A 15660-nucleotide genomic window follows, 5' to 3' on the forward strand; every position below is an offset into this window, starting at 1 on the left:
ATGAGACTTAATATTAATATGAATGCTCCCATAAAGACAGCTGAATACGAACATCTTGATGAGTTACCACCCATTTTGGGAGCCGTTTACGGCCCTTTTACCAGTCGACTTCTGGGCCAAGTGCTGGGAATCAATTTTTTCAACGAAAAAAAAGTGTGCTCCTTTGATTGTCCCTATTGCGAACTGGGGCGGACGACTATTCGGATGAACCAATTGAAAAGGGAATTGCCCTTTTCACTTCCTGAGCAGTTAATTTCGGAAATCCGCAACAAGTTGAAAGGTTTTTCTCAATCCTCGTTCAATAAGCTGCTTATTTCAGGAAATGGAGAACCCACTTTATACCCCCATCTGTCAGAAATTATCGATCTCCTGATCTCCGCGAGGGACGAATATTTTGGAAAATTGCCTATTGCCCTTATGACCAATGGAGTCCACCTTGACAATCGCAGAACATTGGAATGTCTAGATAAATTGGACGAAGTAATGGTGAAACTTGACGCAGGCAATGAATCTGTATTCAAGTTGGTAAATAATCCCATCGTCAGAGCTCATCTCCCAAAGGTCATTTCTGGAACCCGCAAGCTCAAATCATTCACCATACAATCATTTTTTGTTCGTGGAATTATCGATAATACCAAGGATGCCATGATTGATGAATGGATAGAAGTTATCGGCATGATGAAACCTGAAAAGATTTACCTCTATACTTTGAAACACACTCCTCCAATCAAAGGTCTGCTTAAGGCCGATGAGGATACACTCTACACAATCGCTTCAAAACTCAAGCGGCGGACTCAAATCGAGGCACTCGTATTTCCCTGAAGGAACGGGCTCTTCGTCGCTTAAAGTGGATCCTCGCCATGAAGTATTTGATTGACCATCTTTGAGTATTTTTGATTTTCGGGCAAAGAAAGAAATAGTTCCGCTAAAGAGGGTTCGCTGGGTTCTTCAATGTTCACGTCCCACTTTAAACTATTTACGTAATTCCATCCTGCAATGCGACGATCCGTCAAATTCTGGTGAAAGAGGCGAGCAAACTGCTCGCGCGCCAGTTGCTTTGATCCAAGATTTCTTTCCTCTATCCACCGCAATAAACTCATGAGCACTTCGTCCTCACATTCATGAGGTCTCGGACGTTGATAACGTTTTGTACCCCATAGAAAAATACTTTGGCAGCCAATTGACGAAAGAGGGAAGGACCTGCCTAAATTTTTTTGACCGACGTATTTCCATGTCTCCTTATTGTTCCTTTCTCCCAATACCGTGAGCCACTTCCAATTTTTTTCACGCAACGCAATCAGAGCTTTCCAACCCCATAGCTGTTGATCCCAAGGCGCTGCCCGAGTGAGACCAACAAGTTTTTTTATTAAGGATTCATTTTTTTTATCCTCCAGCCACAGTGCTTTTCCTATCTGAAGCTTTTCCAGCAATAGCTGAGGAGGAAAAGACCACGGCATAAAGGCCTTATTTTGAAGCGAAAGCAAAATCTCATTGGAAATGGACCGAAATATTTGGTCACTTTCAGAAAGCGGTGAAATTTCTTGCCTATCAATGAGGGTATTAAATACCTTTATCTTCTCGTCGTACAGAAGAAGGTAGTGACCGCGCCGCAAAGAAAAACGGCTACCTCCAAGTCCACGCCATTGTGGCCACCCAGACTCCACTAATATGAGTCTATCCTGATCCCATGACACCTGTGGCCGATCCAAAGCGCCAAGTAGGGAGACAACTGGCAATCGCTCTTCACCACTTGATACAAGGGGCTTCCCAAAAAAATCAAATAGGGTCGCACCAACATCAACAAGAGAAACATTTTTGTCTATCTTCCATTCAAGACCAAGATCACGCTTGCTTCTAGCCGGCTTGATATAAAGCGCAACCTGTGAGGCTTCAGAATGGAGGTCATAGGCTTCGAGCTCACCTGGTCGCTGTACTTTTGACCGTCCATTGAGCCCAACCAGAATAACATTCGTGCTATCCCATCGACCCAAAGTCCTTAAGTCAGAAATGAGAGTTCCCAAACTTTCCCCTACCTCCCTCAGTTGACCCGATGAAGATTTCTCACGTATTTCTCCAAAATCATTTTTAGTTGCAATTCCGGGAAACTGAAGGTCCGGGACATAAATGAAGGAAAAAAAGGGGTCATGAAGTGATTCCTTTTTTAGCCAATTCAAAAATTCCCCAAAATTCTCCTCGACTGGGCGATATGGTTGGCTTGCCGTGGGATTGACGTTGTCCTCAAAAACCTCAAAGCCCTGTGCAAAGCCAGACTTTCGCCAAATTGGAGGCCCCCCTGAAAAAAATGAGGTTCGGTACCTTTTTTCGATCGCAACTTCTTGGATCGTTTTAAAATGAGCGCTGAGGTACTGAAAGCCGTTATGCCAAACCCCATGCTCAAAGGGATAACGCCCTGTCAAAATTGAAGCTATGGCCGCCTGACTCATTATTGAAGAGGTATATGCATGTGTGAAACGCACAGATTCTTCACAGAAAACATGAAACCCTGAGAAATCACGGAGAGATACGGTCTCTTGGGTTCCACAAGAAAAGGAATCAAATCCCAGATACTCTACTGCCACGACCAACATAGACGGTGCAGATCGATCCCTCCACCCGCAGCTGGTCAGAATCAAGGCAAAAAACAAAGAAATGCAAGCGCATATTTGAAGTCTCAACACGTCCTGAGTGTTCACGATTGCTCCCCGTAAGTGAATATTTCTTCTAGGTTAACGCTAATCATCATCCCTCTTGACCCCTCGTCTACGCCCCGTAGATAATAGAAGGATCTCGAATACTCACATTGTATCTCCACCAGGAGTTCTCGAACATGTTAACTGATAAATTTTTTTTAATAGCAGAAGCCGGCCACGAAATCACACTTTGGGTACTTGTCACTCTCAGTATTTTAAGTGTGGCCTTCATTTTGGAGCGATACCTTTCGATCAGGCAGGTGCGAATCTCCAGTCGCAAAACAAGAGATCGAATTCGAGAAACCTTAAATAGTAATAACTTGCTTGAAATAGAGGATCTCGGTCGAGACCGCGACACTTTAGAGGGTCGAGCACTCTCATACGGTTTGAGACATATCAAAACAAATGGATGTGTCGGGCTGGAGGAAATATTTAATTCTTATGCTCGCATTGAGCGCCACCAACTTGAGAAACATTTAAATTTTCTTGCGACAGTTGGCTCAAACGCCCCTTTTATCGGCCTTCTTGGTACAGTTTTCGGAATCATGGACGCATTTCGCGGGTTAGCCACAAGCCAAGGTGATGCCGCAGCCGTGATGATTGGCATCTCAAAGGCACTGGTTGCGACAGCTATCGGGCTGATCGTCGCCATTCCAGCTGTTGTTGCGTACAATTATTACAACAAACAGGTCCGTTCCATTTTTCAGGGACTTGAGGGCGTCCGAGACCTTTGCATAGCCTATGCCAAATCAATCAAAGGAAAAACCTAATGGCTGGAAGAATATCTGAAGATGAAGACGGAACCATCTCTGAAATTAATATCGTGCCTTTCGTTGATATTACGCTTGTCGTATTGATTATTTTTATGGTTACGACCCCGCTGATCATGAAACCGAGTATAAATATCAACCTTCCAAAAGCGGCAAGTGGAAGTGATTCCACTCCCTCTCAGCTAACTATCACAATGACAAATGATGGAAAGACCTTTCTCAATGGCCGAGTGGTGGTAAATGAAGAAATTAGCATCTACTCGTCTAACATCTCTAAGACAGAACCAGACATTCAAGCGATCATCTCGGCGGATCGAGACGTGTCTCACGGTCAAGTTGTCGCCATGATCGATCTTATTAAGGAAGCTGGCGTAAAGAAATTCGCTATCACTATCGATAAAAAATAGTCATGAAAAATAGTGAAGGAACTGAGTTCCGATCCTCTGCATTAATTCCCCGCGGTCGATTTGATAACCCAGAATTTCCTCCATCGAAACCATTGTAGAAGAATCAAATCCGCAGGGTTTTATTCCTTGAAAAGCCTTGGGATCCAAATCCACGTTCAATGCAAGGCCGTGATAGGTAATCCAAGAACGCACAGAAACTCCAATAGAAGCTATTTTCCTGCTTCCGACCCAAACTCCCGTCATTCGTAAACCCGCGTTGTCGAATGAACCCATTGATTTAACTTCTGCGGACAATTCGTAGGAAACCAAACTTGCTACCAAACAAGCTTCAAGGCATCTCAAATAAAGGTGCACATCACGCGCACGCGTGAGAAAACCTCGCTCTCGCTCCAGCGAAAAAATCGGGTAGACAACGAGCTGACTGGGACCATGATAAGTGGCCCGGCCTCCCCGTGAAGCTTCATAGATCTCTCCTTTCCAACCTTGAATATCTTCTTCCTCTGTGGAGCGACCCAAAGTCACAACCGGATGGTGTCGACAAAAAACAAGGGTGTCCGGCCTGCTACCGTTCTTGACTGCTTGGACCAATTCCATCTGCTTCAGGAGGGCCTCCTGATAGACAATCAACCCCCAGTCTTCAATCACAAAGGGAGGGATCTCTCCCTTTGTCGATAAAGTGCGAACAGATTCAATTTCAAACATTCGCCCTCACGTTTGTTCCGTTTCCCTTGCTGAGGGGTCTCTGAATGATATGAATGGCGTGACCCATCGCTGCTTCAGCAGCTTCCATCATTGTTTCACCCAAAGTCGGATGTGGGTGAATCGTAAGTGCTAAATCCTCAAGGGTTGCCCCTGTCTCCAGCGCTAAAACAGCCTCACTGATAAGGTTACTTGCCTCTGGCCCAACGATGTGAACCCCAAGTATCAAATGAGTCTTAGCGTCCGCGATAACCTTAACAAATCCGTCGGTTTCCATCATTGAAACTGCCCGGCCATTGGCTGCAAAAGGAAACTTTCCCACCTTCAAATCAACAATCCCATTTGCTTTACAATCCTCTTCTGTCCACCCAGCAGAGGCAATTTCAGGATCAGTAAAGATAACTGCCGGAACGGTCTTCGCATCGTAAGCCCGATTCACACCAGCGATCACCTCAGCAACCAAAACGCCCTCGTGACTTGCCTTGTGTGCCAACATGGGCTGACCGGCAATATCTCCAATGGCAAAAATATGTCCCAGATTCGTGCGCCGTTGAGCATTTACCTTAATAAATCCCTTCTCATCAATCGCAAGACCTATACCTCTCAAATTCATTTGATCAGAACAGGGGCGTCGACCCACAGTCACCAAGACTTTATCTACTTTGATTTTTTCTTCCTTGCCCTTCAGCTCAAAGCTAACCTCAACGGCCTTCCCCGATACCTTGTAGGATTTTGCTTTCGCACCCAGGTGAACTTTCACGCCGCTCTTCGCCAGGCGACGCTGAACGACTTGCACGCAATCTGGATCAGCAGCTCCAACCAGGAGTCCAGATGTTGCCTCCAACACCTCCACCTCAGATCCCAATTTTGCAAGGTAAGAACTGATTTCCAGTCCAATGTAGCCACCGCCGATGACCGCGATTCGATCCGGTATTTGGTCTAAATCCAAAGCTCCCGTCGAAGACAAAATCCACTTTTCGTCGAAGGCAAAGCCGGGTATCTCAATTGGGCGAGAACCTGTAGCAATGATATAATGCTTGGCCCTGACCTTCTCAGTGCCGCCTGATGATTTCACGCTCAATTCCTGAGCTGTAACAAAGCTCGCGTCTCCCTTCACAACCGTGACTTTATTGGCTTTTAACAACATGCCGACACCATCTGACATCTTGTCGCAAACTGATTTCTTCCAACTAACCAGTTTCTTCATGTTGACCGTGATGTCTCCTTTGATCTCGAATCCCATCTCGGGAGCGTCGTGCTTGGCTCGATGAAGAAAATGGGCAGCTGTAATCATCGCTTTCGAGGGAATGCATCCAACATTTAAACAGACCCCTCCCAATGCCTCACGTTCGACGATCACCGTATTGAGTCCCTTCTGAGCTGCACGTATTGCAGCCACGTAACCACCAGGACCAGCACCGATTACGCAAACATCAAAAATCTGGCTCACAAAATCCTCCCTCATTTCTTGAGAAATAAATCAAATCATCTCTAACATTAACTGTGACGGGCTCTCGATTCTTGAAGCAAAATCCCTCATAAAATTTGCCGCAACGGCCCCATCAATTAAACGATGGTCGCAAGTAATTGTATAATTCATGAACTTGGCGGGCACCCATTGATTATTCTTCCAAAGAGGTCGATCAGAGATTTTATACATTCCCAAAATGGCTACTTCGGGATGATTAATTATCGGCGTCGCATAAACACCACCAACACTTCCAATATTAGTTATCGTAATTGTTGCACCCTTCATCGACTCAAGTGGCAACTTTCCATCACGAGCCTGACCTGCCAATTCTGTAATTTCCCGACTGAGATCCAAAATTGTCTTCTGATTGGCATTTTTAATAACCGGAACCAGCAGGCCATTTGGCGTATCAGCTGCAAATCCGATATTAAAATAATTTTTATAGACAACTTCAGAAGCGGCATCGTCAATCGAAGCATTAAACATTGGGTATTTACGAATGGTCGCTATCAAGGCCTTCATGACAAAGGGCAAATACGTGACCTTCACCCCGACCTTGTCGCCAACAGATTTAGCCTGCTCCCGAAATCTGACGAGTTCAGTGACGTCGACCTCCTCCATTAAGGTAAAATGGGGGACTATCTGTTTAGCCAATTGCAGATTCTCCGCTATTTTCTTACGAATTCCGCGCAATGAAATACGCTCTTCTGAAGCTCCGACAGGCCCCTGGTAAGAAGGCCGCTGAAGGTTTGACTCTTTGACATGCCCTACGACCGTCGGACGTCCTGCTAAAGTAGCACCGACTCCACTCGTCATGTTCTTGGCTTTTATCACATCTTCTCTCGTCACTCGCCCCAGTTGACCAGAACCACTGATGTTATTGATATCGACTCCCGATTCACGGGCCAGACGGCGAGTTCCCGGGGTAGCCAAAGTTCTGAAATCAGCCACAGGAGGATAAATATCGGGCGATGCACTGAGAGCTGATAGAGGCAGTTCACCTCGAGATTTGACCGAACCAGTTGCGACATTCAAACTCTGACCAACTGGAGAAACCGAAAGCGATTGAGATGAAACATGTGAGGTTTTAGGATCTGGCGATTCCGATGACACCTTCTTAACATCACCAATTTCTCCCGTTTCCAAAGACAACATAGCCGTTTCTATCGGAATAATATCCCCCTCTTTGCGAAGAAGCATTTTTACAACTCCTGCAATCGGAGTCGGAATTTCGACAGTTGCCTTGTCAGTGAGTACTTCAGCAACCGGTTGGTCGGCAGCGACCCGATCCCCCGATTTCACAAGCCACTTTACCAATTCCCCTTCCGTCACGCCCTCTCCAATGTCCGGTAACTTCACTTCTTGAATCGCCATTTTTACTCTCCGGTTGAAATTTCTTGTTTTGAATCAAAACAATAACATTTGGGTCAAATCCCATTCGCCTGAATCTTCGAAATTGAGTTGTTCCTCACTTTTCATTGCGTTCAATACCAAGAGCCTCAGCCTCCTTTCGGCGCCGCTTCTCAATCATTCCACGCATAAAAAACTCACCCGCTCGATAAGAGCTTCTCACCAAAGGACCGCTTGCAACGTATAAAAAGCCAAGCTCCTCGGCAGTCTTTTTCCAAAACTGAAACTCTTCTGGCCGATAGAATTTTTCCACTCGCAAATGTCTTTTCGTTGGCTGAAGATACTGGCCAAATGTAACGACATCACAATCAACGGCACGAAGATCACGAAGCGTCTTCATGATCTCTTCCTCCCGCTCACCCAAGCCCAACATAAGCGAAGATTTTGTGTGGCATCCTGAATCTAGCTCCTTAGCCAGCTCCAAAACTTTGAGAGACTGAGAATAACCTGCTCGCGGATCTCGAACGGGACGCTGCAATCGCTCGACGGTTTCCAGATTGTGGGCAAAAATATTTGGCCCGGCTCGCACTATTTTCTCGATATGTGAGGAGCAGCCACGAAAATCAGGTGTCAGAACCTCGACAATTAGATCAGGACAATTTTCCTTAATAACGCTGACTGTCCGTGCAAAGTGACCGGAGCCTTCATCTGGCAAATCATCGCGATCTACGCTGGTTAAAACCACATATTTAAGTCCCATTTGACTTATTGCGTAGCCTACTTTTTCAGGTTCATCCTCATCAAGTGCTCCCCGAGGATTACCAGTCTTAACAGCACAAAAGCGACACCCGCGAGTACAAACCTCACCCAATAGCATAAAAGTCGCTGTTCCTCCACTCCAACATTCTCCCATGTTTGGACACCGAGCCTGCTGACAAACCGTCGGAAGGTTCAAAGTGCCAAGCAATTCTTTGATGGCAAGATAGTTTTCGCCGCCTGGAGCTCGAACTTTTAGCCAAGCTGGCTTAGGTTGGCCCTCCTTCGGCGATAACTCTCCGCTCGGAGAGTTGTGCAGCATATTTATTTTCTCCTCTCATCTGACCGCAGAAACCGAGTCTACACGGCCAGCAATAAAGCTGGTTTTATCTACCGCCTCATCAATTGTCCATGCTTGAACCATAAGGAAACTTGATAATGCTCCGCAATAGAATCTAAAGATAACCTCCTTGAACGGAGGGATGGCACATGAAATTCCAGGGTTTGTTAAAAAATGGCAAATTGTTAAAACGCTATAAAAGATTTTTCGCTGACGTTCAGCTTTCTGATTCGTCCATCGTCACCGCTCATGTTCCAAATACAGGCAGTCTGATCGGTTGCCTGGCCCCAGGAAATCCATGCCGATTGACTTACCTGGACAGTCCCAAACGAAAGCTCAAATACACGTTGCAAATGATCAAGACCTCCGCCAGCTGGGTCGGAATAAACACAGGTCTTAGCAACCATTTAGTGTGGGAGGCCTTTTCAACTCGTGCTATTCCTCATTGGAAAGGGATGGAATTCGGCCAGCGTGAAGTGAAAATCAGCCGCGATTCCAGAATTGACTTAGTTCTATGGAAAAATAACTTCGCGCCCTCGTCTCCCGAGCAACGCTTGTCCATCGCAGATTTTGAGAATCAAAAATTTCATTTTGTCGAAATCAAAAATGTCACGCTTGCTCGAGGTAAACAGGCACAATTCCCCGACGCCCAAACAGAAAGGGGACGCAAGCATTTGAGGGAACTCATGACCCTACTGGCAAAAGGCCACTCCGCCGAAATTTTCTTTACTGTGCAAAGAGAAGACTGCGATCTATTTTGTCCTGCCTTAGACATTGATCCAGAATATGCCAGGCTTCTCGCTCAGGCCATAGACAAGGGTCTGGTCGTGACAGCAGTCCCATGCATCTTGCTCGCAGAAGGCATTGAGCTGAATCCATCCCGACCTCTAAAAATACAAATCTCCCCCTTTCCGAAAGACAAGGGGGAGATTTAAACACCTTCAATTTAGGAGTCCGGTGACTCAACAACTCAAAGAGGCAAAATTCTACTTTTTACTCTCAAGCTGCCGATCGATGATCTTTTTGAATTCTTCAAATGGATAGGCCCCTTTGAGAGATACGCCATTTACGAGGAAGCCCGGAGTTCCCGAGAAATCAAATTTTCTTGCTTCCTCCATGTCTGCACGGATAACTTCCTTTATGCTCTCACTCGTAAGATCTTTCTTCAATTTACCCATATCCACACCAACGGATTTCGCTGTTTTTTCAAGAAAGCCTTCCTTGCCTTCGCTTAGCCCCTTTTGATTGCTAAAAATAGCATCATGAAATTTTTCGGCTTTAGACTTGTCTTGAAGGGCAATGGCTTCAAAATACTTAGCAGCAGGCTCTGCAAGGGGGTGAAAATCCAGAGGCAGGTGTTTGTAGATGACCTGAACCTTCCCAGCATACTCCTGCAACACCTTTTTTACCGTTTCATATCCTTTAGAACAGTATGGACACTGGAAATCAGAGTATTCAATGATAGTAATTGGAGCACCTTTCGTCCCAAAAACCACACGACTATCGGATATTGTCGGAACTTTTGGGTTCTTAAACTCCTCTTCCATTCGAGTCTGCTCAGCTTTTGCTTCATTTTCTCTCGCCTTTGATTGGGCCTCACGAGCGGCCTTATTCACCACTTCGATAAACTTGTCAGGATGCTTCTCAATGGCTCCGAAAACGATATCCGGATTATTTTCCACCACCTTTTTGAGCTCGGATGGAGAGGGGGAACAGCCAAAACCAATGGCCGCAACGGCAAGACTTAAAGAGAGGTAGACAAAACTTCTCAAGGGACGACTCCTAGTTAATGGTGAATGTTTAGCCATTTGGTCATTGTGTCATAACTTGAGAAAGTGTGGCAGTAGATTTTTTGTTGGCTGTCGCGTGGCCGCTCTATGTCAATTTCTCACCCGTCCTTGATAGCCGCCCCAACTAACTTTACCTTTTGAATTGGGCCCTGGTGGGCAAATTAAAAAAGAGGAGATACCAATGCGGGGGCGCTTCTATTTTTCCTTCCTGTCCCTTTTTGTCTTCAATGCTCTGTTCCTCGATCAAACTTTCGCCGAGAACTTTAAATATAGCGAACTACAGATCAAAGACTACGATGAAATGAAGAATTCAGTCAGAGAACGTATCACAGCCTCCAAGAAAGCATTTCTTGATAAACAAAAAAAGGCCAAAGACTCCGAAGAGGCCGAAGAGGCCGATCGACAAGCTGTAGAGGTCTTGCGAAACGCTTTGAAATTCATCTTGTCACGTCCCAACGATGATAACATGCTCGCCAAACTTATGCCCTTTGTGAGATCAGAATTGAACAATTATAGCGCCTTTGAAGACACCCTGGTAAGTCTCACTCAAGAGTCTGTTCGCTCTCTGACTAATGACAAGATCCCATCAGTGTACCGCAGCACAAGTCTATTTTTGCTGGAAAATGTCATGAGTGAAATTCGACCTGAAATTAGCCAAAAGGAGGACTTCAAGAAGCTGATCGAGTTCATTCGAGATGCCAAAATTATCGTCCCTGAATCCGTTAGAAATGAGCGCCGGCTGCGAAGCATGTACAGAAGTAAAAATCCTTCCGAGATGGCCGAAACCATTCTCAAGGAGGAAGGAGCCGACGAAGCCACTCGCAGCGCCAGGGCCGCTAAACTTGTGCAAGAGGCCCTCGATAAAGACGCATCGAAAAAAGCCAAAAAAGATGAAAAAAAAATCATTGAAGACAAGAATGGTCTCCAGGAGGAGTCAGAATTGGAAAATTTCGATTCTGACAAGTAATTGAGTACTCCCTATGCCTAAACATCTCCTGTTTTGAAGTCTCAATTATGGAATTTGGCATCAGCCCATGGTGATCAAATTGAATCACTTCTGATCTATGATCTGGGTTTGTAAGCTGGATTTGTGCATCTTTTGCCGCAAGGCTTAAGGCAAATTAAAGGCCTTTGGGACGAAATCCGATCACCTTCAGTGGTACAACGCAACCATTTGCAAAATTTGATTCTTGTGACAGGCACCGCAGTCGTGCTTCTGGGCGGCGCGACATGGTCTACCCTTCGCCCTCCAGAAATAGACGGCACCGAAGTTCAAACAAAAGTGAATCGTGCACCAACTGGCATGGTCAGCGTCGTCGAAAGTTCCAATCTCCTTACTATCAGAGAGCAAATAGATACAATTGATATTGATTGCCTCGTGAGTGGCCTCGCGCCTGAGATAGAAACTCAAGCAAGGCAAATCCGCTTGGTCGGCCGACTCTGCCAGACAGCATCCAACGAAGCCAACCGTTTGGAAAATCCTCAAATCGTCAATCAAACAAATGGGTTCCTAGCCACAGTCTTTGTACCTCAAGCCAATTTTTTACCTCGGACTACATCTACCTTGCCATTGGAAGGAATCAGTTTCTCATCAGTTGGGAAGAAAATGGAAAATCAAAATTATCTAGTAATTTCAATTTAGTACGTAGATCCACTAATAGTTCCAAGACAGCCCAATGATAAGCTTATTTTCCTTACTCGAATCTTCAAAAAAGGTTGAACCAGTAATTGAAGTCGAAATGCCGTTCTCTAGTGCTTTGTACCCAGCCAAAGAAAACTGTCCCGCGCGAAACCCATAGTAGGAACCCACTGCGACTGAGCGAGTCAAGGTGTACCTGATCTTCAATGTCGCTTCATCAATCACCCCAGGTCCAAAGGAATTTTCATCCATTTGAAAAATACATTTGGTTTCAACATCCAGAGGATTCTCAAGGTCCAGGTCCAAGTAATTCCCACTCAACGAATAATGAATCTTCACTCTATAGCCCCTTTTGACCTCGAATTTAACGTTACTCAATCTTTCTTTCGCTTCGTAAACTGGCCTTATGCTTGGACTCGCTTTCGCATACCGGTCCGCATGATACTCCAAAAGACGCCGGACCACATATTCTCCATAGGCTCTCTCTCTCGCATTTTGTAGTTCCGGAGATTCATCTGTTCTTGAAAAATCTTGCTGTAAATATGAGTTCTTCGAAACATTTATACTTTGCTCTGAAACAGTATAACCAAATTGCTTCTCGTACTTGCCTTGAAACTCCTTTTCTAGTTCCGGTACAAAAATAAGATTATTGAAAGACACCCTCTCATCGCTGAGGGGCCGCTCGATCATCTCCATTTCTACAAGTTGAAGCTCCCTTTCACCGCTGACATCACGCAAATAACCCCAATGCTCACTGACGACCGCCGCAACCTGAACTTCCGAGCCAAAGGCAGAAAGATCAAGATTGAAAAAAAACATTAAAATAGGCGCAAAAAGCCACTGATAGATTTTCAAAATCCTGCCTCCTGTTCCCAATATTTGCAACCCCAAGACCATTATTGACATTCGTAACTAACTGAAATGACTATATTTATGTTTTACTAGCCAAGTGATTCAAAAAGCTCTAAAAAGGATTTGATGGGATTTTCGGTTGAGTGTCTAAAACCAAGTCAATTCAGCTTGTTAGTCTTGTGACTTGATTGACAGAGAAGTGCCGAGAATGAGCCTAAAGAAATAAGAGGGAAATTCATTGGAAATGGGCGGACATTTTTAAAGCAACGATCAGATATTCACCTCGCTCGAAAAATATGGCATTTTCTTGGGGTTGTTTTGATCCTTGTGATTTATCACAATGTGAGCCGCTCAATGGCACTTCAACTCATCACTTTTTTCACATGTTTATTTGTTGTTTTTGATATCATGCGCAGTTATTTCCCAGACGTAAATAATTTTTTGGTTTCAATTTTTTATGCATTCATGAGGGAACATGAACGCAATTCCTTAGCGGGAACGACCTATTTACTGAGTGGAACCTTTCTGATTATGTTTTTGTTTCCAAAGCCCATCGTCACCCTTGCCCTCATGTTTTTGGCCATAGCTGATCCACTCGCAGGTTATGTGGGGGTCCTTTACGGCAAAGACAAAATAATGGGAGAAAAAAGTCTCCAAGGTTTTGTCACTGCGTTTATTTGTTGCTCCCTCATCGCGGGTTTCTTTTTTTCGCGCACAAGATCATGATTGACCGAATTCTCATTGTGAGTATTCTCTCGGGTCTCATTGGGGCCTTTGCTGAACTCATTCCTGTATTCAGACTGGATGATAATTTCACCTTTCCGGTGGTTAGCTCGATCGGATTGTGGCTGCTGTTTTATTTATTCGGAGGATTTTAAACAAAATGCTTTCTGTCGACAGGGAAACAACAATTATGAATCAACCACAGCGTCCTTTTAATCGTTTGAATCAAGGGACAAAGCGTCTTCGTCGGCGACTTACAATGCACATCTATGTGCTACCAAATCTTCTGACGACCATGAATATGTTTTTTGGCTTTTACGGCATCGTTCATGCTATCAAGGGAAATTTCGCTCACGCAGCATATGCTATTGTCGCTGCTGCAGTTTTCGATCTTCTTGATGGAAGAGTCGCTCGACTCACGCATTCGACTAGCAAATTCGGGGCCGAATATGACTCCCTTTGCGATCTTGTCAGTTTTGGAATTGCTCCCGCTATTCTTCTGTTTTTATGGTCCCTTCAGCCCTTTGGACGGGTTGGATGGCTAGCCAGCTTTTTCTTCGTCGCCTGTGGAGCTCTGAGATTGGCTCGATTCAATGTTCAACAAAATATCATTGAGAAATCCTATTTTCAGGGTCTTCCAATACCGATGGCCGCCGGAATCGTTGCCAGCTCCGTTATGGCCCTTCAGGACCTTGAGATCCTCGCCTACCGTAATCATTGGATTTTAGCTATGACTTTCCTGCTCGGATTCGTGATGGTCTCTACCTTTAGGTACCGAAGTTTTAAAGACATCGAATTGAAGCGAAGGTTGCCTTTTGCTTACTTGGTTCTCGGAGTGTTTATTCTTGCGCTCATCGCAATAAGGCCTGAAGTGATGTTGTTTGTCTTGTTTTTGACTTACGCCATACTCGGCGCCGTTTTCGGGGTATTGCGGCTTGGTCGGCCCCTCAAAAAAACAGAAGCCTCTTTTGAAGGTGACGAAGAGAGCGAGAGTGCACATGCTGTTCATGAAGATGACCTTCACGAAGAAATTGAGGAGGGCACATGAGTTTAAACGTAGGAGTCATTGGTGCAACTGGGATGGTTGGGGAGGAATTTCTTCGACTGATTGAACAGCGCCGCTTTCCTGTTAAGAATCTCAAGCTCTTCGCAAGCAAGGAAAGCAAGGGGAGGCAAGTCGGGTGTCTCGGTAAAAATTGGACAATTGAAACTTTGGAGAACGGTTGCTTTGAAGGTTTGGATTTGGCCTTCTTTTCGTCTGGGGATGAAATTAGCAAGGAGTGGGGGCCGCGGGCCGTATCTGAAGGAGCCTTTGCCATTGATAATTCGGCGGCCTTTCGGATGGACCCAAATGTTCATCTGATCGTTCCCGAAATCAATGGAGATCTGCTTTCCTCCTCCAGCTCACCCACCCTGATTGCCAACCCGAACTGCTCAACGATTCAACTGGTCATGGCCCTTGCGCCCCTGCAGAAGGACTTTGGAATCTCTCAAATCAAAGTGGCCACCTACCAGTCTGTCAGTGGAGCAGGAAAGGCGGCGCGCGATGAGCTCCTCGCACAGCTCAAGTCAGAATTGAGTTCTGATTCAAACACTGAAATAAGCACTCCCCATATCCCTCAGGTTTTTGCACATCCTATTGCGTTTAACTGCCTACCTCACATCGGTGGCTTCGATAACACCGGGTTTTCGAGTGAGGAGCTAAAAATTATCAAAGAGACAAAAAAAATATTAAGAGACCCTCGGCTCAGCGTCAGTGCTTTTACAGTGAGGGTTCCCACTCTCAACGGACATTCTGAGGTAGCTTGGGTTAAGCTGAACAAAAGTGTCGAGAGGGACGACCTTTTAAGATCCTGGTCCCATCTTTCCGCAGTTGAAATTCTCGATAATCCCCAGGAGGCTGTGTATCCTACGACTCGGCAGGCTTCGGGTCATGACCCCGTTTATATTGGACGAATTCACCGTGATTTCGACGATCCACTGACTTGGGTGATGTGGATTGTGGCCGATAATCTTCGCGTGGGCGCTGCCCTTAATGGTATCCGAATCGCCGAGAAAATTTTTAGACTCTGATTGCGCGCTTCGCACTCGGTTCCTGAGTTGAGGGTAAATACTAGATGATCGTCGGCCCCTGTTCGATTCATGATTTTTGACAAGTGGCACAAAGCATGAT

Annotated in this window: 17 protein-coding genes; 10 read left to right on the plus strand and 7 right to left on the minus strand. The window is 45.4% G+C overall.

The genetic code is table 11. The features are described from left to right. Nucleotides 1-822 (plus strand): radical SAM protein, encoded by an 822-nt coding sequence (locus tag IPJ71_14840; GenBank protein MBK7844939.1) that lies wholly within the window; start codon nt 1-3, stop codon nt 820-822. 20 nt (nt 823-842) lie between these two features. Here the strand turns inward: IPJ71_14840 and IPJ71_14845 are convergent, their stop codons facing one another. Next, nucleotides 843-2693, minus strand: a complete 1851-nt coding sequence (locus IPJ71_14845) for a sulfatase-like hydrolase/transferase (GenBank protein MBK7844940.1) — start codon at nt 2691-2693, stop codon at nt 843-845. A 134-nt stretch (nt 2694-2827) separates the two neighbouring features. Here IPJ71_14845 and IPJ71_14850 point away from each other — a divergent pair, with 134 nt between their 5' ends. Together IPJ71_14850 and IPJ71_14855 are read left to right on the plus strand one after the other, a co-directional pair. Then, on the plus strand, nt 2828-3460 hold the full coding sequence (locus IPJ71_14850) for a MotA/TolQ/ExbB proton channel family protein (GenBank protein ID MBK7844941.1): 633 nt from the start codon (nt 2828-2830) through the stop codon (nt 3458-3460). Beyond that, nucleotides 3460-3867, plus strand: coding sequence for a biopolymer transporter ExbD (locus IPJ71_14855; GenBank protein ID MBK7844942.1), 408 nt, complete (start codon nt 3460-3462; stop codon nt 3865-3867). The genes IPJ71_14850 and IPJ71_14855 overlap by 1 nt, the downstream gene beginning before the upstream one ends. On the opposite strand, the gene lipB is transcribed toward IPJ71_14855, so the two are convergent. From lipB to lipA, 4 genes are all read right to left on the minus strand, one after another. Continuing rightward, a complete protein-coding gene (gene lipB, locus IPJ71_14860) occupies nt 3868-4569 on the minus strand; it encodes a lipoyl(octanoyl) transferase LipB (protein MBK7844943.1) in 702 nt (233 codons plus the stop codon). Continuing rightward, the gene (gene lpdA / locus IPJ71_14865) at nt 4562-6031 is read right to left on the minus strand and encodes a dihydrolipoyl dehydrogenase (protein MBK7844944.1); all 1470 of its coding nucleotides are present in this window, start codon (nt 6029-6031) and stop codon (nt 4562-4564) included. The genes lipB and lpdA overlap by 8 nt, the downstream gene beginning before the upstream one ends. 15 nt (nt 6032-6046) lie before the next feature. Then, nucleotides 6047-7411: a 2-oxo acid dehydrogenase subunit E2 gene (locus IPJ71_14870; protein ID MBK7844945.1), complete on the minus strand. Its 1365-nt coding sequence runs from the start codon at nt 7409-7411 to the stop codon at nt 6047-6049. Nucleotides 7412-7505: 94 nt separating this feature from the next. Continuing rightward, nucleotides 7506-8465 carry a lipoyl synthase gene (gene lipA, locus IPJ71_14875; protein MBK7844946.1) on the minus strand — a complete coding sequence of 320 codons (960 nt, stop codon included), beginning with the start codon at nt 8463-8465 and terminating at the stop codon, nt 7506-7508. Between the two features lie 167 nt (nt 8466-8632). On the opposite strand from lipA, the gene IPJ71_14880 reads away from it, so the two are divergent. Then, on the plus strand, nt 8633-9418 hold the full coding sequence (locus IPJ71_14880) for a DNA/RNA nuclease SfsA (protein ID MBK7844947.1): 786 nt from the start codon (nt 8633-8635) through the stop codon (nt 9416-9418). A 51-nt stretch (nt 9419-9469) separates the two neighbouring features. On the opposite strand, the gene IPJ71_14885 is transcribed toward IPJ71_14880, so the two are convergent. Further along, complete coding sequence (locus tag IPJ71_14885) at nt 9470-10291, minus strand: thioredoxin domain-containing protein (protein ID MBK7844948.1); 822 nt, start codon at nt 10289-10291, stop codon at nt 9470-9472. A 163-nt stretch (nt 10292-10454) separates the two neighbouring features. Here IPJ71_14885 and IPJ71_14890 point away from each other — a divergent pair, with 163 nt between their 5' ends. Together IPJ71_14890 and IPJ71_14895 are read left to right on the plus strand one after the other, a co-directional pair. Continuing rightward, complete coding sequence (locus tag IPJ71_14890) at nt 10455-11240, plus strand: hypothetical protein (protein ID MBK7844949.1); 786 nt, start codon at nt 10455-10457, stop codon at nt 11238-11240. A gap of 189 nt (nt 11241-11429) precedes the next feature. Beyond that, complete coding sequence (locus IPJ71_14895) at nt 11430-11915, plus strand: hypothetical protein (GenBank protein MBK7844950.1); 486 nt, start codon at nt 11430-11432, stop codon at nt 11913-11915. Nucleotides 11916-11927: 12 nt separating this feature from the next. On the opposite strand, the gene IPJ71_14900 is transcribed toward IPJ71_14895, so the two are convergent. Then, entirely contained in the window at nt 11928-12767 is an 840-nt protein-coding gene (locus IPJ71_14900; GenBank protein ID MBK7844951.1) for a hypothetical protein, read from the minus strand. A 315-nt stretch (nt 12768-13082) separates the two neighbouring features. Between IPJ71_14900 and IPJ71_14905 the strand changes: the two genes are divergently transcribed. From IPJ71_14905 to IPJ71_14920, 4 genes are read left to right on the plus strand one after another with little or no spacing between them, the layout of a single operon-like run. Then, nucleotides 13083-13490: a hypothetical protein gene (locus tag IPJ71_14905; protein MBK7844952.1), complete on the plus strand. Its 408-nt coding sequence runs from the start codon at nt 13083-13085 to the stop codon at nt 13488-13490. Next, nucleotides 13487-13642, plus strand: coding sequence for a hypothetical protein (locus tag IPJ71_14910; protein MBK7844953.1), 156 nt, complete (start codon nt 13487-13489; stop codon nt 13640-13642). The genes IPJ71_14905 and IPJ71_14910 overlap by 4 nt, the downstream gene beginning before the upstream one ends. A gap of 35 nt (nt 13643-13677) precedes the next feature. After that, nucleotides 13678-14535, plus strand: coding sequence for a CDP-diacylglycerol--serine O-phosphatidyltransferase (pssA, locus tag IPJ71_14915; protein ID MBK7844954.1), 858 nt, complete (start codon nt 13678-13680; stop codon nt 14533-14535). Then, nucleotides 14532-15560 carry an aspartate-semialdehyde dehydrogenase gene (locus tag IPJ71_14920; protein MBK7844955.1) on the plus strand — a complete coding sequence of 343 codons (1029 nt, stop codon included), beginning with the start codon at nt 14532-14534 and terminating at the stop codon, nt 15558-15560. The genes pssA and IPJ71_14920 overlap by 4 nt, the downstream gene beginning before the upstream one ends. The last annotated feature ends 100 nt before the right edge of the window (nt 15561-15660 follow it).

It is taken from the genome of Bdellovibrionales bacterium (assembly GCA_016714165.1).
GTDB lineage: Bacteria > Bdellovibrionota > Bdellovibrionia > Bdellovibrionales > UBA1609 > JADJVA01.

Coding starts and splice junctions, on each gene's coding strand:
- IPJ71_14850 (MBK7844941.1), top strand. CDS start 2,828: ATGTTAACTGATAAATTTTTTTTAATAGCAGAAGCCGGCCACGAAATC.
- pssA (MBK7844954.1), top strand. CDS start 13,678: ATGAATCAACCACAGCGTCCTTTTAATCGTTTGAATCAAGGGACAAAG.
- lipA (MBK7844946.1), bottom strand. CDS start 8,465: ATGCTGCACAACTCTCCGAGCGGAGAGTTATCGCCGAAGGAGGGCCAA.
- IPJ71_14910 (MBK7844953.1), top strand. CDS start 13,487: ATGATTGACCGAATTCTCATTGTGAGTATTCTCTCGGGTCTCATTGGG.
- IPJ71_14920 (MBK7844955.1), top strand. CDS start 14,532: ATGAGTTTAAACGTAGGAGTCATTGGTGCAACTGGGATGGTTGGGGAG.
- IPJ71_14855 (MBK7844942.1), top strand. CDS start 3,460: ATGGCTGGAAGAATATCTGAAGATGAAGACGGAACCATCTCTGAAATT.
- lipB (MBK7844943.1), bottom strand. CDS start 4,569: ATGTTTGAAATTGAATCTGTTCGCACTTTATCGACAAAGGGAGAGATC.
- IPJ71_14880 (MBK7844947.1), top strand. CDS start 8,633: ATGAAATTCCAGGGTTTGTTAAAAAATGGCAAATTGTTAAAACGCTAT.
- IPJ71_14870 (MBK7844945.1), bottom strand. CDS start 7,411: ATGGCGATTCAAGAAGTGAAGTTACCGGACATTGGAGAGGGCGTGACG.
- IPJ71_14885 (MBK7844948.1), bottom strand. CDS start 10,291: ATGGCTAAACATTCACCATTAACTAGGAGTCGTCCCTTGAGAAGTTTT.
- lpdA (MBK7844944.1), bottom strand. CDS start 6,031: ATGAGGGAGGATTTTGTGAGCCAGATTTTTGATGTTTGCGTAATCGGT.
- IPJ71_14890 (MBK7844949.1), top strand. CDS start 10,455: ATGCGGGGGCGCTTCTATTTTTCCTTCCTGTCCCTTTTTGTCTTCAAT.
- IPJ71_14840 (MBK7844939.1), top strand. CDS start 1: ATGAGACTTAATATTAATATGAATGCTCCCATAAAGACAGCTGAATAC.